General features: G+C 72.5%; 20 protein-coding genes. 9 read left to right on the top strand and 11 right to left on the bottom strand.

The annotated features are described in order from the left end of the window. Positions 1-55: 55 nt before the first annotated feature. Together DK412_RS15855 and DK412_RS15850 are read right to left on the bottom strand one after the other, a co-directional pair. Positions 56-757 carry an NUDIX hydrolase gene (locus tag DK412_RS15855; RefSeq protein WP_109972723.1) on the bottom strand — a complete coding sequence of 234 codons (702 nt, stop codon included), beginning with the start codon at positions 755-757 and terminating at the stop codon, positions 56-58. Beyond that, positions 757-1,659 carry a PhzF family phenazine biosynthesis protein gene (locus tag DK412_RS15850; protein WP_109972722.1) on the bottom strand — a complete coding sequence of 301 codons (903 nt, stop codon included), beginning with the start codon at positions 1,657-1,659 and terminating at the stop codon, positions 757-759. The genes DK412_RS15855 and DK412_RS15850 overlap by 1 nt, the downstream gene beginning before the upstream one ends. Positions 1,660-1,955: 296 nt before the next feature. Here DK412_RS15850 and DK412_RS15845 point away from each other — a divergent pair, with 296 nt between their 5' ends. Then, positions 1,956-2,960: a DUF2891 domain-containing protein gene (locus DK412_RS15845; protein ID WP_245446968.1), complete on the top strand. Its 1,005-nt coding sequence runs from the start codon at positions 1,956-1,958 to the stop codon at positions 2,958-2,960. Positions 2,961-2,964: 4 nt separating this feature from the next. On the opposite strand, the gene pdxY is transcribed toward DK412_RS15845, so the two are convergent. Beyond that, positions 2,965-3,813: a pyridoxal kinase PdxY gene (pdxY, locus tag DK412_RS15840; protein ID WP_109972720.1), complete on the bottom strand. Its 849-nt coding sequence runs from the start codon at positions 3,811-3,813 to the stop codon at positions 2,965-2,967. A gap of 218 nt (positions 3,814-4,031) precedes the next feature. Between pdxY and DK412_RS15835 the strand changes: the two genes are divergently transcribed. Together DK412_RS15835 and DK412_RS15830 are read left to right on the top strand one after the other, a co-directional pair. Beyond that, a complete protein-coding gene (locus DK412_RS15835; RefSeq protein ID WP_109972719.1) occupies positions 4,032-4,556 on the top strand; it encodes a DedA family protein in 525 nt (174 codons plus the stop codon). A 175-nt stretch (positions 4,557-4,731) separates the two neighbouring features. Beyond that, on the top strand, positions 4,732-5,898 hold the full coding sequence (locus DK412_RS15830; RefSeq protein WP_109972718.1) for a GGDEF domain-containing protein: 1,167 nt from the start codon (positions 4,732-4,734) through the stop codon (positions 5,896-5,898). A gap of 4 nt (positions 5,899-5,902) precedes the next feature. Here DK412_RS15830 and DK412_RS15825 read toward each other — a convergent pair whose 3' ends face one another. The 3 genes from DK412_RS15825 to DK412_RS15815 are packed head-to-tail and all read right to left on the bottom strand — an operon-like array spanning position 5,903 to position 8,572. Further along, positions 5,903-6,907 (bottom strand): ABC transporter substrate-binding protein, encoded by a 1,005-nt coding sequence (locus DK412_RS15825; protein ID WP_109972717.1) that lies wholly within the window; start codon positions 6,905-6,907, stop codon positions 5,903-5,905. A 29-nt stretch (positions 6,908-6,936) separates the two neighbouring features. After that, complete coding sequence (locus DK412_RS15820; RefSeq protein WP_109972716.1) at positions 6,937-7,722, bottom strand: ABC transporter permease; 786 nt, start codon at positions 7,720-7,722, stop codon at positions 6,937-6,939. Between the two features lie 22 nt (positions 7,723-7,744). Beyond that, the gene (locus DK412_RS15815) at positions 7,745-8,572 is read right to left on the bottom strand and encodes an ABC transporter ATP-binding protein (protein ID WP_204165612.1); all 828 of its coding nucleotides are present in this window, start codon (positions 8,570-8,572) and stop codon (positions 7,745-7,747) included. Positions 8,573-8,852: 280 nt separating this feature from the next. On the opposite strand from DK412_RS15815, the gene DK412_RS15810 reads away from it, so the two are divergent. Next, on the top strand, positions 8,853-9,335 hold the full coding sequence (locus DK412_RS15810) for an MmcB family DNA repair protein (protein ID WP_245447761.1): 483 nt from the start codon (positions 8,853-8,855) through the stop codon (positions 9,333-9,335). 105 nt (positions 9,336-9,440) lie between these two features. Here DK412_RS15810 and DK412_RS15805 read toward each other — a convergent pair whose 3' ends face one another. Beyond that, a complete protein-coding gene (locus DK412_RS15805; RefSeq protein ID WP_109972713.1) occupies positions 9,441-10,088 on the bottom strand; it encodes a PilZ domain-containing protein in 648 nt (215 codons plus the stop codon). A 220-nt stretch (positions 10,089-10,308) separates the two neighbouring features. Between DK412_RS15805 and DK412_RS15800 the strand changes: the two genes are divergently transcribed. Together DK412_RS15800 and fhuF are read left to right on the top strand one after the other, a co-directional pair. After that, a complete protein-coding gene (locus DK412_RS15800; RefSeq protein ID WP_109972712.1) occupies positions 10,309-11,547 on the top strand; it encodes an MFS transporter in 1,239 nt (412 codons plus the stop codon). After that, on the top strand, positions 11,544-12,347 hold the full coding sequence (fhuF, locus tag DK412_RS15795) for a siderophore-iron reductase FhuF (protein ID WP_245446966.1): 804 nt from the start codon (positions 11,544-11,546) through the stop codon (positions 12,345-12,347). Before DK412_RS15800 ends, fhuF begins: the two co-directional genes overlap by 4 nt. Here the strand turns inward: fhuF and DK412_RS15790 are convergent. The 4 genes from DK412_RS15790 to DK412_RS15775 all read right to left on the bottom strand — a co-directional run bounded on the left by DK412_RS15790 (position 12,334) and on the right by DK412_RS15775 (position 15,618). After that, positions 12,334-13,512 (bottom strand): glutathionylspermidine synthase family protein, encoded by a 1,179-nt coding sequence (locus DK412_RS15790; RefSeq protein ID WP_109972711.1) that lies wholly within the window; start codon positions 13,510-13,512, stop codon positions 12,334-12,336. The genes fhuF and DK412_RS15790 overlap by 14 nt on opposite strands. Continuing rightward, positions 13,512-14,168, bottom strand: coding sequence for a DUF1190 domain-containing protein (locus DK412_RS15785; RefSeq protein ID WP_109972710.1), 657 nt, complete (start codon positions 14,166-14,168; stop codon positions 13,512-13,514). The genes DK412_RS15790 and DK412_RS15785 overlap by 1 nt, the downstream gene beginning before the upstream one ends. 7 nt (positions 14,169-14,175) lie before the next feature. Continuing rightward, positions 14,176-14,574 carry a DUF350 domain-containing protein gene (locus tag DK412_RS15780; RefSeq protein WP_109972709.1) on the bottom strand — a complete coding sequence of 133 codons (399 nt, stop codon included), beginning with the start codon at positions 14,572-14,574 and terminating at the stop codon, positions 14,176-14,178. A gap of 144 nt (positions 14,575-14,718) precedes the next feature. Continuing rightward, a complete protein-coding gene (locus DK412_RS15775; protein ID WP_109972708.1) occupies positions 14,719-15,618 on the bottom strand; it encodes a LysR family transcriptional regulator in 900 nt (299 codons plus the stop codon). Between the two features lie 173 nt (positions 15,619-15,791). Here DK412_RS15775 and DK412_RS15770 point away from each other — a divergent pair, with 173 nt between their 5' ends. From DK412_RS15770 to DK412_RS15760, 3 genes are read left to right on the top strand one after another with little or no spacing between them, the layout of a single operon-like run. After that, entirely contained in the window at positions 15,792-17,339 is a 1,548-nt protein-coding gene (locus tag DK412_RS15770) for an ABC transporter substrate-binding protein (protein WP_109972707.1), read from the top strand. Positions 17,340-17,349: 10 nt separating this feature from the next. Then, on the top strand, positions 17,350-18,264 hold the full coding sequence (locus DK412_RS15765) for an ABC transporter permease (RefSeq protein ID WP_109972706.1): 915 nt from the start codon (positions 17,350-17,352) through the stop codon (positions 18,262-18,264). Beyond that, the gene (locus tag DK412_RS15760; protein ID WP_109972705.1) at positions 18,261-19,181 is read left to right on the top strand and encodes an ABC transporter permease; all 921 of its coding nucleotides are present in this window, start codon (positions 18,261-18,263) and stop codon (positions 19,179-19,181) included. The genes DK412_RS15765 and DK412_RS15760 overlap by 4 nt, the downstream gene beginning before the upstream one ends. The last annotated feature ends 6 nt before the right edge of the window (positions 19,182-19,187 follow it).

Below are 19,187 nucleotides of genomic sequence, written 5' to 3'. Positions count from 1 at the left end.
AAGCGCCGCGCAGGCTTGTGATACGATTTCCGGAAGGAATCTTCCGGAAATCGTATCAGGCGGCCAGCACGCTCGCGAGGTAGTGCCGGACGAAGCCGGGCATCCGCGCCGGATCGAGGTCCGCCGCCGCGCGCACCCCGACGATGGCCGACAGCTCCGGCTCCGTTTCCGCCGCGAGGTGGGCTTCGATGCCCGCCCGCACGGCGGCCTCGTCCGCGGCGAGCTGCACCGGGCGCAGCAGGGCCATCAGGCCACCGTCGCGCACGATCATCCAGCCGGGATCCGGCCCCGCCGGGGCGACGAGGCCGGTTTCCTCCCGCAACTCGCGCAACGCGCTCGCCGCGAGGTCGACTTGCCCGTCGGGGCCGATATCGGTCGGATCCGGCGTGCCGCAGGGGAAGTAGACCCGCCCGGCGGCCGCCGTGTGCGGCCCCATCTCGCCGAGGAGGAAGGTGCCGTCCCGGGTGCGCGGCACCGCCGCCGCGAAGACGTTGAGGACGCTCCCGTCCGGAAAGCCCCAGTCCTTCAGGGCGATGAGGGCGGCGTAGTCGGCCTCGAACAGCTCGGCGTCGAGCACGCCGTCGGTCAGCGTCCAGTGGCGCAGCATCAGCACCGTGCCGTTGAACATCGCCGGGCGGGCCGCCCGCCGCTCGTCCCAATGGGCCATGATGGCGGCCCGGTGGTCGCGGGCCCAGGGCCAGTCGTGGGCGACCATCCGGGCCTCGACCCGGCGGGCCGGAGTGAGGGTGAGGCTCATCAGAGGTGCAGCACGCCCTCGGAGACCAGGACGGCGCTGCCGCCGATCTCGGCCGCGCGTAAGGAGCCGTCCTCGATCGTGAGCTGGAGCGCGATCTCGCTCGGCCGCCCCATCTCGACCCCTTGCGCGACGACGAGGTCGTGCGTGCCGCTGCCCAAGGGCTCGAACTGCATCAGGGCGCCGGCGAAGGCCGCGACCGCGCCGCCGGTCGCCGGGTCCTCGGCGATGCCGGCGGCGGGGGCGAACATCCGGGCGCGGAAGCTGTGGCCCGCCTCCCCGGTCTCGCCGGTATAGAGGAAGACCTTCGCGCCTTGCCCCAGGGCCCGCACCATCGCCTCGGCGCTGGTGCGGGCCCGCGCCAGGGCGTCGAGTCCCTGCACGGGCACGAGGTGGAACGGCGTGCCGGCGCTGTAGCGGCTCGGCCGGTGGCGGGCGAAGCCGATCTCGGACGGCGACAGGCCGAGCGCCCCGGCGAGGGTCGTGGCGTCCGGCTCCTCGCCCCAGCTCTCCGGCAGGCGCGGCAGGCGGAAGCGCGCGCGGCCTCTCCCCTCCCCGGTCTCGACCACGCAGGGCACCACCCCGACCTGCTCCTCGAGGCCGAACGCCACCGCGTCGGCGATCTCCGCCCGCCGGTCGCCGAGGGCGAGCAGCACCGCGGTGCCGACGGTCGGGTGGCCCGCGAAGGCGAGCTCCTGGGCCGGCGTGAAGATCCGCAGCCGCGCCCGGTGGCGGGGCTCGGAGGGCGGCAGCACGAACACCGTCTCCGACAGGTTGAACTCTCCGGCGATGGCCTGCATCGCGGCCTCGTCCAGCCCCTCGGCGTCGAGCACCACCGCCAGCGGGTTGCCGGCGAGGGCTGTGTCGGTGAACACGTCCAGGGTGGCGTAGCGGCGTGCGGGCATCCGGGTCTCGTCCTTCCGAAGCTCAGTCGCGCGAGGCAGCACGGATCGGGTGGGCGGTGCAAGTCCCGGGGATCGGGGAACGGTCACGCCGAGGCGTTATGGCAGTTTCGCGAAACGGCCATAACGACGCTCGGCCTCCTCGGCGTCGCTCGGCATGGGGACCGTTCGCTGCGTCGAATCGTGCGGCATCGGATCTCCTCTTGCGACGGCACGTGGCCCGTCGACCGGTATCCCACCCTGCAAGGGCCATGGTGGATGGTGTAGGCGTGCGACACGATCCGACGGAGCGCCCGCCCTTGCCCCACACCCTGACCCCCGACACCGCCGCCCGCTTCGCCGCCCTCACGCTCGGCCACGTCACCCGGGAATATCCGAACAAGCCGGACCACACGCTCGCCGGCCCGGAGGATGCCCGCACGCCGGCCGAGCTGCACCCGGTCTTCTACGGCAGCTTCGACTGGCATTCCTGCGTGCACGGCTACTGGCTGCTCGCCCGGGTGCTGCGCCGCTTCCCCGACGGGCCGCAGGCGCCGGCGATCCAGGCGCTGTTCGACCGGCAGCTGACCGTGGAGAAGGTCGCGGGCGAGTGCGCCTATCTCGACGCGCCGACGGCGCGGGGGTTCAAGCGGCCCTATGGCTGGGCCTGGGCGCTCAAGCTCGCCGACGAGCTGGCGCAGCTGCCCGAACCGCGCTGGTCGCGGGCGCTGGCGCCGATGGCCGAGATCTTCGCCCGGCGCTTCCGGGATTTCCTGCCGCTCTCGCCCTATCCGGTGCGGGTCGGCACCCACTTCAACACCGCCTTCGGGTTGCGGATGGCGGCGGATTACGCGGACGGCACGGGGGACGAGGCCCTGACGGCGCTGCTGCGCGCCACCGCCGCGCGCTGGTACGGCGCGGATGCCGATTGCCCGGCCTGGGGCGAGCCGAGCGGCGACGACTTCCTGTCCTCCGCGCTGATCGAGGCCGAGTGCCTGCGCCGCCTGATGCCGGCCGAGGCGTTCCGGCCCTGGTTCGACCGCTTCCTGCCGCACCTCGCCGAGCGCCGGCCCGACACCCTGTTCCGGCCGGCGACCGTCACCGACCGCAGCGACGGCAAGATCGCCCATCTCGACGGGCTCAACCTCAGCCGCGCCTGGTGCCTGCGGGCGCTCGCCGGCGCGCTGCCGGCGGACGACGCCCGCGGGCCGGTGCTGCGGGAGGCGGCGGAGGCGCATCTCGACGCGGCGCTCCCGCACCTCGCCGACGACTACATGGGCGAGCACTGGCTCGCGAGCTTCGCACTTCTGGCGCTGGAGGCGTGAGCCGTCACACCGCCTCGACCGGGAAGGTGCGGCTCGGCGCCACGAACTCGTCCTGGGCCGCCACGGTCAGGATCTCCCGGGCGCCGGCCTCCGCGGTGCGGCGCAGGAGGCCGTAGATCGAGGCGGCGGCGGCGCCCAGGGCCTCGCCGGCCGAGCGGCTGCGGGCGTAATGCACCAGGAACAGGGCCGCGGTGGCGTCGCCCGCGCCGTTGACGCTGAGCGACAGCCGCGGGGTGCGCAGGCGCCAGAACTGGCCGTTCGCGCCGGCCAGCATGTCGATGCTGTCGTCGGGCGTCTCCTCGGTGTGGAGCGAGGTCACCAGCACCACCTTCGGCCCGCTCGCCTGCACGGCGGCCACGGCGGCCTTGGCGTCGGCCAGCGTCCGGGTCTCGATCCCGCTCAAGTAGTCGAGCTCGAACTGGTTCGGGGTGATGAGGTCGGCCGCCGGCACCGCGTGGTCGCGCATGAATTCCGGGATGCCCGGGCGCACGAACACCCCGCGGCCGGTATCGCCGATCACCGGATCGCAGCAATAGAGCGCCGCGGGGTTCGCCTGCCGCACGCGCGCCACCGCCCGCAGGATCGCGGTGCCGATATCGGCCGAGCCCATGTAGCCCGACAGCACCCCGTCGCAGGAGGGCAGCACCCCGCGCTCGGCGATGCCCTCGACCAGCTCCTCGATCGCCGGCCCGTCGAACACCCGGCCGCGCCAGGCGCCGTAGCCGGTATGGTTGGAGAACTGCACCGTGTGCACCGCCCAGACCTCGACCCCGAGCCGCTGCATCGGGAAGACCGCCGAGGCGTTGCCGACATGGCCATAGGCGACGTGGGACTGGATCGACAGGACGTTCATCGCGACACGATCCTCGCGCAGGGGCACCCAAGGCCCGCACGATTCCCGGATCCGGACGCTCTTGGCAACAGGCTGGTCTCGGCAGCGGCGCAATCTCGGCGACCGCTCCGGGCGCGCGCCTTCACACGGCGCACATCCCTCTCGCGTAAGGGAGGGGAACGCCTGCCCGGCGCCCCGACTTGTCCCGCCGTCCCACCCCCCTCACGCCCAAGGCCGCCATGGATTTCGAGAGCTTACGCACCACGGTGCTCGACTTCCTGCGCGACCACCAGGCCTGGGCGCCGGTGATCACCGGGATCATCGCCTTCTGCGAGTCGCTCGCGGTGCTCTCGCTGCTGGTACCGGCGACCGTGATCCTGATCGGGATCGGGGCGCTGATCGGCTCGGGGGCGATCCCCTTCCTGCCGGTGATGGTCGGGGCGGCGATCGGGGCGATCCTCGGCGACTGGGTGTCCTACGAGATCGGCCGCTACTACAAGGACGGCGCCAAGAAGCTCTGGCCGCTCAGCCGCTACCCCGAGATGGTGCAGAAGGGCGAGACTTTCTGCCAGCGCTGGGGCGCCTGGGCGATCTTCGTCGGCCGCTTCATCGGCCCGGCGCGGGCGGTGGTGCCGCTCGTCGCCGGGGTGGCGCTGCTGCCGCGATTCTGGTTCCAACTCGCCAACCTGTCCTCGGCCTTCGTCTGGGCCTTCGTCTGGCTGGCGCCGGGCGCCGGGCTGATCGACTGGCTGCGACGCGCCTGACGCGACAGCAACCGGAACATAGGAAAGATGTCCGTCAACCATGACACGACCATGACACGACCATGACACTTGGCCGGACGTGTGCGATCGGGGCGGAAATCTCATGAAATATTAAGCCGCGGCGGCAGACTCGGGCGGCGCGGTCCGGGAGCGGACCTGCCCCGGAAGCCGCCCCATGCCCGACGCGACGCCGACCTACCTGCTGCCACGCGCCGCGCCGCTGCGCTGGCTCGTGGATCCGAGCCTCGACCTGCCGGCCGAGCTGCGGATCCGCCTGCTCGCGACGCTGATGGCGTCGCCGGCCCCGCTGGTGATCGGCGCGGTGGCGATGCTGATCATCGAGGCCGTGGCGGTGATCCGCCATCCGGGACCGACCTTCCCGTGCCTGCTGGCGGTGGATGCGGGCCTGCTCCTCCTCCGCCTGGTCCTCGTCGCGCGCAGCCAGCGCGCCGTCGCGGCCGGGCGCCCGGCGCCGACCGACCTCCTGCTCGCCAGCAGCCTGACCTGGGCGGGCCTCGTCGGCATCGGCACGGTGCTGTGCTTCGTGAGCGGCGATCCGGTGCTGCAGGTCCTGGCACCGCTGACCATGATGGGCATCCTCGCCGGCATCATCACCCGCAACTACGCCGCGCCGCGCCACGCCCTCGCGATGATCGTGCTGTGCGACCTGCCGCTGAAGCTGATGCTGCCCTTCCATTACGGCGATCCCTGGTTCCTGATCGGGGCGGTGCAGGGCCTGCTGTTCGTGGCCGCGATGCGCGTCACCACGGTCAAGCTCAACCGCACCTACGTCGAGGTGCTGCTCGCCCAGCGGGAGAACCAGCGCCGGGCCACCCACGACGCCCTCACGGGCCTGCGCAACCGCACCGGCCTGATGGAGGACCTCGCCGCCCGGCTGCGGCGCGGCGCCGACGGCCTCGCCCTGCTCTACCTCGACCTCGACGGCTTCAAGGCGGTCAACGACTGCCTCGGCCACGCCGCCGGGGACGCCCTGCTGGTGGAGGTGGCCGGCCGGATCTCCGCCGGAATCCCCGACGCGTGGCGAGCGGCCCGGCTCGGCGGCGACGAATTCGTGATCCTGGCCTGCGGCGACCGCGCCCGCGAGGCGGCGATCGTGGCGGCCCGCCTGATCGAGGCCGTGAAGGCGCCCTACACCGTCGGGGTCGGGGTCGGCCTCAGCGTCGGGATCGGCTGGGCGGCCCCGGGGATGACCCCGGAGGCGCTGCTCGCCGAGGCCGACGCCGCGCTCTACCGCGCCAAGGCCGCCGGCAAGGGCCGCCTGATGACCGCGGGTCCCGGCGCGCCCGGGCCGCGCGCCGCGGCCCGGGTCGGGTGGGCGTGAGGGTTCAGCTCATCGCCTTCTTGACGAACCGGTCCTCGACCGTCGTGGCGAGGTCGATCTTGGCGCCCTGCAGCTCGGGATCGAGGGTGCGCACCAGTTCCAGCACGCTCGCCATGCCCTCCTGGGTCGGGATGCCGGTGCGGGAATAGCTCTCGAGCGAGTTCTTCACCGCCTGCACGTAGAGCGGCTTGTCGCCGAAATGGTAGGCCGGCGGCACCGTGTCGGCGATCTCCTCCGGCGTCGCGGCGACGATCCACTTCAGGGCCTTGGCGAAGGCGTTGACGACCTTCTGGGTCCCGGCGGCGTGATGCTCGATCCAGTCCTGCTTGGTGTAGACCACCGCCGCCGGATTCGGACCGCCGAACAGCGCCCGGGTGCCGGCCTCGGTGCGGGTGTCGATGATCACCGTGATGTCGCCGTCGGCCTCGAGCTTGGCGATCACCGGATCGAGATGCGCGATGGCGTCGATCTCGCCCTTCTTCATCGCCGCGATGGCGCCGGCCCCGCCCCCGACCCCGATGAGGGCCGCGTCGCTGGCCTTCAGCCCGGCCTTGATCATCGCGTATTGGGCGGTCAGCGCGGTCGAGGAGCCCGGCGCCGTGACGCCGATCTTGCGGCCCTTGAGGTCGGCGGCCGACTTCACCGTGCCGGCGAGGTCCTTGCGCACCCCGATCACGATGGCGGGGAAGCGGCCGAGCTCGCACACGGCGCGCACGTCCTGGCCCTTGGCCTGCATCCGGATCGTGTGCTCGTAGGCCCCCGTCACCACGTCGACCGAGCCGCCGATCAGCGCCTGGAGCGAGCGCGCGCCGCCGCCGAAATCGTTGATCTCGGCCTCGACGCCCTCCTCCTTGAAGAAGCCCTTCCGCTCGGCGATCGTCAGCGGCAGGTAGTAGAGGAGCGGCTTGCCGCCGACGCCGATGCGGACCTTCACGATGTCGGCCCGGGCGGGCACGGCCGGGGTCAGCGCCAGGGCGGCGGCGCCGGCGAGGAAGCTGCGGCGTTGCATGGTTCGTGTCCTCCCGTAACTCTGGTGTCTCACCCCTGGCCGCCCGCCTGCGGGCGCCAGACCAGGAGGCGGTTCTCGATCAGGGTGACGACCGTGTCGATCACGATGACGAACACGGTCAGGATCAGCATGCCGGCGAAGACGCCGGTGACGTCGAACACGCTCTCGGCCTCGTGGATCTTGTAGCCGAGCCCGGCCGAGGAGCCGAGATACTCGCCCACCACCGCCCCGACGAGGGCGAAGCCGACCGCCGTGTGGAGCGAGGAGAACATCCAGGTCAGCGCCGAGGGCCAGTAGACGTGGCGGAGCAGCCCGCGCTCGCTCATCCCGAGCATCCGGGCGTTGTTGAGCACCACCGGGCTCACCTCGCGCACGCCCTGGTAGACGTTGAAGAACACGATGAAGAACACCAGGGTGAAGCCGAGCGCCACCTTCGACCAGATGCCGAGGCCGAACCACAGGGCGAAGATCGGCGCCAGCACCACCCGCGGCAGGGCGTTCGCCGCCTTGATGTAGGGGTCGAACACCGCGGCGAGGAGCGCGTTGCGGGCGAACAGGAACCCGAAGGCGATGCCGCCGAGCGCTCCCGTCACGAAGGCCAGCACGGTCTCCTGCAGGGTGATCCAGAGATGGCCCCAGATCTCGGGGTTGGTCATCTCGGTCCAGGTCCGCTTGAGCACCTCGACCGGGGTCGAGAAGAAGAACTGGATCTGCTTCGGGCTGCCGAGGATCGGATAGACGGTGAGCACGTGCCAGATCGCGAGGCCCGTCAGGCCGACGAGGATCTGGAGGGCGAGGAGGCCGAGGCGGTTCACGAATGGAGTCTCCGATCAGGCGTCACGCGGGACCGCCCGCATAGGCGCGGGAGACCTCGACCCGCAGGCACGACCAGATCTCCTTGTAGAGGGCGTGGAAGTGCGGCTCGAGGCGGATCTCGCTGATGTCGCGCGGGCGGGCCAGATCCACCTTGAACTGGCCGACGATGCGGGCGGCGGGCCCGGCCGAGAGCACCACCACCCGGTCGGAGAGCGCGATCGCCTCCTCGAGGTCGTGGGTGACGAACATCACCGCCTTGCGGTTGGCGGCCCACAGCTCCAGCAGCAGGTTGCCCATGATCTGCCGGGTCTGCGCGTCGAGCGGCCCGAACGGCTCGTCCATCAGCAGGATCTCGGGATCCCGGATCAGCATCTGGGCGAGCGCCACGCGCTTGCGCTGGCCGCCCGAGAGCATGTGCGGATAGCGGTCGACGAAGGCCGAGAGCCCGACCCGGCCGAGCCAGTCGCGGGCCCGCGCCAGCGCCTCGGCGCGCGGGACCTTCTGCGGCTCCAGCGCCACCGCGACGTTGTCGAGCGCCGTCTTCCACGGCATCAGGGCATCGGCCTGGAACAGGTAGCCGGCGCGGCCGTTCAGGCCCGACAGCGCCGAGGAGAACACCGTGACGCTGCCGGAGGCCGGCTTCAGCAGGCCGGCGGCGGCGTTGAGCAGGGTCGACTTGCCGGACCCCGTCGGCCCGACCACCGCCACGAACTCGCCGGGGCTCACGCCGAGATCGATGCCCTCGACGGCGACGTAGCGCTTGCCGCCCTTCAGGGTGAAGGCGATGCCGACATTCTCCAGCCGCACCGCATCGCCGTGGGCGAGCGCCGTGCCGCCGACGAGGCGCATGCCGGCCCGCCCGCCCTTCTTTCCCTCGGCGGCGCTCTGCCCCACCATCGATCTCCCTCCCGTCGCCCGGCCGTCTCGCCGGGCCGTCTCTTGCAGCCGTCTCGTGCGGCCCCTGCGGGGCCGACCATCGGCGAGCAGGCGCGTGAGATCAACCGCTACGTCCGTCGCGGATGCGCGCCGCCTGCGACACGGGTCGCAGGTGACAACGATGCGCGAAGCTGGTCCGATGACGTTCCCGATTCGGTCCCGCGCAACCCGCCAGAAGCAGCCCTCCACAGCCTTGTCCGCCGCCCTCGCCCTCTCGCTCCCCGTCGACCGCCGCCAATCGCCGACCGCGCTCAGCGTGCAGCGGGGGGTGCGGCGCCTCTTCGCCGAGCTCGGGCACGTCACGATCCCGGAATTCACCCTGGCCAACGGACGGCGCGCCGACCTGATCGCGCTGGGGGCCTGCGGCAAGCTGACGATCGTCGAGATCAAGTCGAGCGTCGCCGATTTCCGCGCCGACCGGAAATGGCCGGATTACCGCGACTTCTGCGACCGCTTCTACTTCGCGGTGCCGGAGACCCTGCCGGTGGAGATCCTGCCCGAGGCGACCGGGCTCATCGTCGCCGACGCCTTCGGGGCGGAGATCCTGCGCGCGCCCCCGGAGCATCCCCTGGCCGGCGCCCGCCGCAAGGCCGTGACCCTGCGCTTCGCCCATTCGGCGGCGGGCCTGCTCCACGCGCTGGCCGATCCGGGCTCGATCCGCGAGGGCGCGTTGTAGGTCTCCGTCACGCTTCCGCGCCTCAAGACCCGCGGGCGGCCAGGATCAGCAGCCACAGGCGGGCCCGCGTGCGCGACGTCGCCGGGCGACGGATCGGATCCGTCGCTACAGCACCAGGGTCTCGTCGAACCGGTCCGGCGACAGCGGCAGCCGGAACTCGACCGCGAGGCCGCCCTTGAACCGGCGCACCACCCGGGCGGGGGTGCGGCCGACGATGAGGGCGGATTCGAGCAAAAGCTCCGCCTCGCAGGCCAGGGCCGCGCCGGAGAGCGAGACGTCGATGATGCGGGCGGCGACCTCGCGCCCGTCGTCGAGCCGCAGGGTGGCGAGGCTCTGGCGCGGCACCACGCGCTCGTGCCGGCGGTCCTCCGGCAGGCCGAGCGCCGCCCGGTTGGCGAGCCAGGTCAGCTGCGAGGCGATCTTGTCGCGCTTGCGCAGCGTCGCGCCGATCGCCACCGCGACGCCGTCCGGCAGGAGCCGGGCGATCGTCCCCTCGATCCGCCCGACATGGTCGAGATAGATCACGATGCGCTCGCCGACCGCGCCGCCGACGGCGCAGGTCAGGCGCACCCCGCCGGGGGACATGTCGACGGTCTGGCACGGGTATTCCTGCCGGTCGGCGAGCATGTAGCGCCCGAGCAGGGCCACGGCCACGCGCTGGTGCCGGCGCTGGTCCGGCGCACCCCGCAGGGCGAGGGTCCGCGCCCCCGCCGGCGCAGCGCGATTCACGAGGCTCGCCAGTTCGCCAGCCATGACGCTCGACCCTCCCGGCGCGAAACGGACCGCTCGCGGCAGCCTGCACGGAACCGGTTAAGCAATCGCCGCCCGAAGCCGCGCCCGCGCGCCTTGGCCCGCCTCGGCCTTGCGGGCCGGGCCCCCGCCCCGTAAGCTCAAGTCCCTGTACGCAAAGACGAATTAGTGTGATTCCAAAGTACCCATCAGGCGCCGTGGCCGGTCCGGGCGCGCCCGCGCCGTGACGCAGGCCGTCGCGCTCGGCAGCGCCCGCACCCTCCTCGCGGCGCTGCGCCCGCTCATCCCGTTCTTCTGCCTGTACGTGACCTTCGGGGCCACGCTCGGCTTCCTGTCGGGCGGGGCGCCGCTGATCCTGCGGGCGCGCGGCCTCGACCTCGCGCAGGTCGGGCTCCTGCAGCTCATCAACCTGCCGGTCGGGCTGACCTTCCTGTGGGCGGCCCTGCTCGACCGGGTGCGCCTGCCGTTCCTCGGCCGCCGCCTCGGCTGGATCGTCGCGGCGCAGGGCGCGACGATCGCGCTGCTGGCGACCTTGAGCCTCGGCGAGCATTGGCCGCTCCCGGTGCTGCTCGCGCTCGCCATCGCCACCTGCGCCTGCGCCGCCACCATGGACATCGCGCTGGAGGCCCTGGTGGTCGAGACGGTGCCGGCGGAGCGGCGGGCCTTCGTCGCCTCGGCCAAGCTCTGCGGCGCCTCGCTTGGGGGGATTCTCGGGGTCGGCGTGCTGGTCGGCTCCTACGACACGATCGGCTGGCCCACCGCTTTGCTGGCCTGCGCCGGGCTCGACGCGCTCTGCCTCCTGCCGATCCTCGCCTATCCGGAGGCGCGGCTGCAGGGAGCCGGCGGCGTGCCGGAGCGCTGGTCGGGCTCGCTCGAACGCCTGCGGGTGCTGGCCGGCCGCATCGCGGCGCTCGGCGCCTACTTCGCCGCCGCCTACCTGCTGGCCGGGCCCAACACCCTGGCGCTGCTCGATCTCGGGGTGCCGCTCGGCCAGGTCGGCTTCCTCACCGGCACCGTCCTGCCGGCGGTGAACCTGGTGATGGCGCTGATGGCCGGCGGCCTGGCGGTCCGGTTCGGCACCGTGCGGCTGATCGGGCTGGGCGGGACCGGGGTGCTCCTCGCCGGCGGCCTGATGGCGGCGGCCTGCCTCCTCCGCTCCGAGGGGCTGGCCGTCGCCGCCACGGTCCTGAACTTCGTCTTCGGCGGCTTCCTCGGGGTCCCGGTGTTCAACATGATCTATCGCTGGGCCCAGGGTCCGCGGCCCGCCACCGACTACGCGCTCCTGTTCGGTGCCGCCTTCTTCGCCGCGATGCCGCTGCGCGTCGCGAGCCCGGCGCTCGCCGGCTGGACCGGCTGGCCGGGCTACTTCGCGGCGGCGATGCCGCCCTACGCCGCGGCGCTCGCCTGGCTGGCGCTCCAGATCGCCCGCACCCTGCGGACCGACCGGGCGGGGCCGCGATGAGCGCCGGTCTCGCCTCCCCGATGCCCGACATCGCCGCCCAGTGGGCAGCCCAAGTGGCCGCTCACGTGCCGGCCTCGCTCGGCACCTATCGCGACGGCGTGGCGGCGGGGACCAGCGGGGCGGCGACGCCCCTCGTCGCCTTGCGCGATCCCGCGGTGTTCGACGCCACCCTGGCGGCCTTCGCGGCCGGCCTCGGCGTGAGCCCCGGCACCGCCGACCGGCGGGCGCTGGTCTCGTACTGGAGCCAGTTCTACCTCGCGCCCCTCGCCACCCCGGTGATGACGGCCCTGGTGCGCCTCGGGCGGCCGCTGCCGCTCGCCTTCGCGACGACGAGCGTCGAGCTCGACGCGGCCGGCCGGCCGGCCCGCTTCCTGGTGCGGCCCGGGGCGCCGGAGGGAGCCCGCGCCGGGCTCGCCGGCCTCGTCGAGGACCACCTGCGGCCCTTCGTCGAGCTGTGCCGGGCGCAATGCGGCATCGCCCCCCGGGTGATCTGGGGCAACGCCGCGGTGATCCTCGACTACGTCGCCCGCGAGCTCGGCGAGCCCGAGACCCTGGCCCGCCCGGAGGTCGCGACCTGCCTCGGCTGGTGCGCCGAGGCCGCCCGCGACGGGGCCGCCTGCACCCTCAGCCCGCTGGCGCAGGCCCTGCGCGACCGGCGCCGGCGCACCTGCTGCCTGCGCCAGCGCCTGCCGGGGGTGGCGTCCTGCGGAGAATTGTGCCCGCTCCGCGAGAGCGGCGGGTGCTGCGGGGGCGACGCGCCCTGCGGGGGCGACGCGCCCTGCGAGGTCACGGATCGATGACGTGCGGCACGAAGCGGGCCCGGTCGGTGGTGATCGGCCCGTCGCCCTCGCGCAGGCACAGGCCCGCGGGCTCGTTCCCGACGATCCAGCTGCCGATCAGCGCGTGCCGCCCATCGAAGCGCGGCAGCGCGGCGAGACCCTGGCGGACGAAGCCCTCCGCGCCGTAGGGGCCCTCGACCCGGGCCGCCACCGCGCCCTCGCGCACGACCAGCACGTTGGCGCCCTCCCGGGCGTAGAGCGGCTTCTTCACGAAGCTGTCGCCGAGGGCGGCCTTGGCCGGGTCGTCCTCGAAGAAGGCCGGCAGCAGGTTCGGATGGCCCGGCGCCATCGCCCAGAGATGGGCCAGCATGCCCTTGTTGGAGAGAACCGCCTTCCAGGGCGGCTCCAGGAAGCGGGTCGGCGCGGCGGCGACCGCCCGGCCGAACGGATCGGCGAAGATCCACTCCCACGGATAGAGCTTGAACAGGGTCTCGATCGGGTGCCCGGCCTCGTCGACGAACCACCCGTCGGACTTGAGGCCGATCGCCTCGACCGGCAGGAACGGCGCCGCGAGGCCGGCCTGGAGCGCGCAATCCTGCAGGTAGGCGACCGTGCCGCGGTCCTCCGGCGCGTCGGCGAAGCTCGCGAAGGTGAGGCGCCCCGACCCGCCGATCTCGGCGAGGCGCGCGACCAGCCGCTCGTGCAGGGCGTTGTACTGGTCGGAGCCCGCCGGCAGGCGGCCGCGGGCGAGCCCGTCCTCGAGCCAGAGCCACTGGAACACCGCGCTCTCGTAGAGGGCGGTCGGCGTATCGGCGTTGTATTCGAGGAGCTTCGCCGGCCCGGTGCCGGCCCCGCCGTAGCTGAGGTCGAGGCGGCCGTAGAGCGCGGGGTCGCCCCGGCGCCAGCTCGCCCGGATCGCGTCGAAGGCGTGCTCGGGGATCGCCAGGGAGGCGAGGATCGCCTCGTCCTCGACCGCGCGCGCGACGAAGGCGAGGCAGAGCGCGTGCAGGTCACGGGTCGGTTCCTCGATGTCCTCCTCGATCTCCGCGAGGCTGAAGGCGTAGTAGGCGCTCTCGTCCCAGTAGGGCGCCCCGTCGAAGGAGTGATCGAAGGAGTGGAAGTGGAAGCCGGCCCGGGCCGCGTGCTCGCGCCAGTCGGGCCGCTCCGCCGTCGCGACGCGGCGCATCAGCCGCCTCCGGTCCCGTGCCCGCTCGAAGCCGCCGCGACCGCCCGCCCGGTCCCGCCGAAGCCGCCGCGGGCGATGGTGCGCGGGGTCGAGACGGGGCTGCGGGCGACCGCGGAGGAGACGCGGGCGCCCGAGCCGCCGCCCCCGGGCACGACCCGGGCGCCCGAGCCGGTGCAGTAGCCGCCGGCATACCCGCCGCCATGGCCGGCGTGAGATCGCTCCTCCGCCGGGGCGTGGGCGTAGAGCGGCTGGACCGGCAGGTTCTGCTCGTCCGTCCGCCCCATCATGAAGGCCGACATCAGCGGGAGGGTGCGGCCCTGCGCGTCCGGCGTCACCGTCGCGCCCGGCACGCAGCCGCCGCTGCCGTGGTGGCGCTCGCACTCGGCCAGGGTCTCGTAGCGCGGCGCGCTCGCCGCATGGGCGGCGCGGGCGGCGGCCTCGGCCTCGGTGCAGGCCTGGGCGCTGCGCACCCGCTCGGCGAGGCAGGCGTCGAGCGTGCGATAGACCAGCACGTCCTCGTCCCGCTTCGCGCCGGCGAGGCCGGCGAGCGCGAAGGCCCCGGCCCCGGCGCCCGCGACGAGCACCAGGGAGATCGCGGCCGAGCGCTTGGCGCGGCGGGCCGTTTCCTCGGGGGAGACGGGCGCGACCTCGCTCACAGGCGCCTCAGGAGGTCATCGAGGCGGCGTTCAGAACGCCGCCGGCCAGGGAGGCGGCCCCGAGCAGGCAGGCCGCCGCCATCCGATCGTCCTCGATCCGCCGCGACAGGTCCGGCACGACGAGGCGGACCAGCCAGTAGACCGCGATCTGCACCACCAGCGCGATGAGGCCCCAGACCAGGCAGTCGAGCACGGAGCCGGCGTTGGTGACCGCCGCCGCGAGCGGCAGGGTGAAGCCGACGAGGCTGCCGCCGAGGGCGACCGCGGCGGCCGTCACGTCCCGGCGGATCAGCGCCACCTCGTTATGCGCCGTGGCGAGGGTGTAGACGACGAGGTAGAGGCCGGTCAGGCCCGCGGCCGTGCCGAGATAGAGCAGGAACTCGGGCAGCCCGGCGATCGACGTCATCAGGTCGATCTCACGCCGTCGCCCGGATCGCTGCGGCCGGGGGAGATCTCTTCGAGACGAGCAAGGTGCAAGGCGGAACAAATCCTTCGATCGTCCAAGGGCGATCGATTCGCCCGGCCAGTGTCATCAGTCCCCTCGCCACCGTCAACTCCGCACCGGCGGCAATGTCGCCACCAGCGCCGTCAGGAAAGCCTGCACCGCGCGGGGCAGGCGCCGGTCGCGCATGGTCTGGACCTCGATGCCCCGCGCCAGGCTGCGGCGGGACCGGACCGGCAGCACCTGGAACTCGCCCCGCGCGACTTGGCCCTGGAGCGCGACCGAGGAGACCAGGGTCACGCCCCGTGTGCGGCGCAGGAAGGGCAGGACGGAGGAGAGGGTGTTGGCGGTGAGCGCCGGCTCGATCGCGACGCCGTCCGCTGCGCAGGCCGCGTCGAGGATGGTGCGCAGCGTCGTGTCCCGCGGCAGCAACGCCACCGGGTAGGCGGCGAGGTCGGAGAGCCCGATCGGCCCGCGCCCGGCGAGCGGATGGTCGGGCGCGCACAAAGCCACCATGTCGAGGCTGCCGCGATAGGCGACCGCGGTCCCGGTGGAGGGCTCCAGGCTGAAGGTGAGCCCGAGATCGGCGTCGCCCTGGACCACCCGGTGGGTGACCTGGCCCGGCGGCAGCACGGCGAGGTCGAAGCGGATGCCCGGATGGCGGGTGTGGAAGGCGGCCATCGCCTCCGGCACGAGGTCGATGGCGAAGGCCTCGGTGCAGGCGACCCGCACCAGGCCGCGCCACAGCCCCTCCAGCTCCCGGATCTCGGTGACGACCTGCTCGGCGCTCGCCAGCACCTGGTGGGCGTGGCGGGCGAGCAGCTCGCCGGCCTGGCTCAGCACCATGCCGCGCGGCCGGCGCTCGAACAGCGGGCAGGCGAGCTCGGCCTCCAGGTTGGCGATCTGCCGGCTGATCGCCGACGGCGCGACGTTGAGCCGGGCGGAGGCCGCCGCGATCGTGCCCTCGCGGGCGACCGCCAGGAAGTAGCGCAACGCCGTAGTCTGCATCCCGCCTGCATCCCCCGCCTTGCCGTTTCGGCAACGAGCCTATCGATAAATTCGACTTGCTGCGATCGGATCTGCGCAACATTCTGGCAGGGTGAATTTTGCGGCAGTGCAGCATGACGGGTGGATGCGCCCACGCTGCCCCACGACGAGGCGGAGCCGAGATGCCGACACGGATGCCGACACGGATCGAAGCGGGCCGGATCTGCAAAGCGGGGGCGCTGCTCGCGGGCCTCCTCCTCGCCGGGGTCGCGGGCCCAGCGCTGGCCGGCAAGGCCAACGACACCCTGGTCTACGCTTCCGACAGCGAACCGGAGAACCTGAGCCCCTACCACAACAACCTGCGCGAGGGCGTGATCCTCGCCCGCAACGTCTGGGACACTCTCCTCTACCGCGATCCGGCGACCGGCCAGCACCAGCCGATGCTCGCCACCGCCTGGACCTGGGTCGACCCGGTGACGCTCGACCTCACGCTCCGCGACGGCGTGACCTTCCACAACGGCGATCCGCTGACGCCCGAGGACGTCGCCTTCACGTTCAACTACGTGCTGACGCCCGAGGCGAAGATCGTCACCAAGGGCAACGTCGACTGGATGAAGTCGACCGAGGTGACCGGCCCCAACACGGTGCGGATCCACCTCAAGGCGCCGTTCCCGGCCGCCCTCGAATACCTCTCCGGCCCGACCCCGATCCTGCCCGCCGCCTACTTCAAGAAGGTGGGACTCGACGGCTTCAGCAAGGCTCCGGTCGGCACCGGTCCCTACCGCATCGTCTCGGTCGAGAGCGGCCGCAGCGTGAAGATGGTGCGCAACGAGAAGTACTGGCCGGGCAGCCCGGTCGGGAAGGCCAGGATCGGCAAGCTCGAGTTCCGCATCATCCCGGACGCCGACAGCCGCATGGCCGAATTGATGACCGGCGGCGTCGACTGGATCTGGCGCGTGCCGACCGACCAGGCCGACCAGCTCAAGCGCGATCCCACCCTCACGGTCGTCTCCGCCGAGACGATGCGGGTCGGCTACCTGCAATTCGACGTGCAGGGCCGCGCGCAGGACAACTCGCCGCTCAAGGACGTGCGGGTGCGCCAGGCGATCGCGCACGCCATCGACCGCAAGGCGATGGTCGACAACCTGGCGCGCGGCGGCGCCCGGGTGATGAACGCGCTGTGCTTCGTCGAGCAGTTCGGCTGCACCGACGAGGGCGTGCCCACCTACGCCTACGATCCGGCCAAAGCGCGGGCGCTCCTCAAGGAGGCCGGCTACCCCAACGGCTTCGAGATCGACCTCTCGGCCTATCGCGAGCGCGACTACGCCGAGGCGGTGATCGGCTACCTGCGCGCCGTCGGCATCCGCGCCAAGCTCAACTACCTGCGCTACGCCGCCTTCCGCGACGCGCTGCGGGCCGGCAAGACCTCGATCGGCTACCAGACCTGGGGCTCGTTCTCGATCAACGACGTCTCGGCCTTCACCGGGATCTACTTCCGCGGCGGCGAGGAGGATCTGGCCCGCGATCCGACCGTGATCGCCGCCCTACAGGCCGGCGACACCAGCACCGATCCGGCGACCCGCAAGGCCAAGTACAAGGAGGCTCTGACGCGCATCGCCGCCCAGGCCTACGCGCTGCCGATGTTCTCCTACCCGTCGAACTACGCCTTCAGCGCCGACCTGACCTTCACCGCGCAGACCGACGAGGTGCCGCGCTTCTACGCCGCCTCCTGGAAGAAGTAGGGGGGACGCCATGCTGGGCTTCGCGCTGCGGCGCATCCTCGTCGCGGTCGGCGTCGCGCTGACCGTCTCGGTGGCGAGCTTCATGCTCCTGCACCTCTCGGGCGACCTCGCCACCGCGATCGCCGGCCCGGAGGCGACGGGCGAGCAGATCGCGGCGGTCCGCGCGCAGCACGGGCTCGACCAGCCGCTGGTGGTCCAGTTCGCCGCCTGGGCCTGGCGGGCGCTCCACTTCGATTTCGGCCGCTCGTTCTACTTCCCCGAGCAGGTGACCGACCTCGTCGCCGCCCGCATGCCGGTGACCCTGACGCTCGGGGTGATCGCGCTCGCGGTCGCGCTCCTGGTGGCGATCCCGCTCGGCGTGCTGGCGGCGTTCTACCGCGACACCTGGCTCGACCGGGCGGCGCTCGCGATCTCGGTGCTGGGCCAGGCGATGCCGAGCTTCTGGTTCGGCCTCACCCTGATCCTGATCTTCTCCGTCAACCTGCGCTGGCTGCCGGTCTCCGGCAACGCGACCTGGAAGCACTTCATCCTGCCGGCGGTCGCGCTCGGCTACTACGCCATGCCGGCGGTGATGCGGCTCACCCGCAACGGCATGCTGGAGGTCCTGTCCTCGGACTACGTCCGCACCGCCCGGGCCAAGGGTCTGCCGCCGCGCAAGATCCTGATCCGCCACGGCTTACGCAACGCGGTGATCCCGGTGATCGCCCTCGCCGCGGTGCAGTTCGGCTTCATGCTCGGCGGCTCGATCGTGATCGAGGCGGTGTTCTCGCTCCAGGGCCTCGGCCAGCTCGCCTGGGAATCGATCGCCCGCAACGACTTCCCCGTCGTCCAGGCGATCGTGCTGGTCCTGGCGATGATCTATATCGGCCTGACCCTGGCCGCCGACCTCCTCAACGCCCTCCTGGATCCGAGGCTGCGCTCATGACGACCCGGCCCGCCTCACCTCTCGCCCCATCTCCGGCCGAGATCGTCCTGCCCCCGGCCCGCTCGCCGGCCGCCATCGCGCTCCGGCGCGGCCTGTCCCATGGCGGCTTCCTGATCGGGGCCGGCATCGTCGGGTTCGTCGTGCTGATGGCGCTCGCCGCCCCCCTCGTCGCCCCGCACGACCCCTACGCCCAGGACGTGTCGCGCCGGCTGATCCCGCCGTTCTGGCACGCCAAGGGCAGCGTCGAGCACTGGCTCGGCACCGACAAGCTCGGGCGCGACTACTTGAGCCGCCTGATCTACGGCAGCCAGATCTCGCTGCTGATCGGGCTGTCCGCCGCCCTGATCTCGGGGGTGATCGGCACCGCGCTCGGGGTGCTCGCGGGCTACTATGGCGGGCGGGTCGACGCGGTGGTGAGCTACATCGTCACCACGCGCCTCGCGATGCCGGTGGTGCTGGTGGCGCTCGCCATGGCCTCGCTCGTCGGCGGCTCGCTCAAGGTCGTGGTGCTGGTGCTGGGCTTCCTGCTCTGGGACCGCTTCGCGGTGGTCACCCGCGCCGCGACCCGGCAGGTCCGGTCCCAGGATTTCGTCTCCGCCGCGAAGGCCGCGGGGTTTTCCCCGGTGCGGATCCTCGCCCAGGAGATCCTGCCCAACATCCTCAACGCCCTGATCGTCGTCGCGACCCTCGAGATGGCGCACGCGATCCTGCTCGAGGCGGCGCTCTCCTTCCTCGGCCTCGGCGTGCAGCCGCCGCTGCCGTCCTGGGGCCTGATGATCGCCGAGGGCAAGCAGTACATGTTCTTCCAGCCCTGGGTCATCACCATCCCGGGCGTGGCGCTCCTGATCCTGGTGCTGGGCATCAACCTTCTGGGAGATGGCGTGCGCGACATCACCGCCCCGGAAGGCCGGCACTGATCTCCC

Source organism: Methylobacterium sp. 17Sr1-1, assembly GCF_003173775.1.
Classification (GTDB): domain Bacteria; phylum Pseudomonadota; class Alphaproteobacteria; order Rhizobiales; family Beijerinckiaceae; genus Methylobacterium.
The sequence above is the reverse complement of the archived record's forward strand: the minus strand, read 5'-3'. Positions and strand labels throughout refer to the sequence as shown.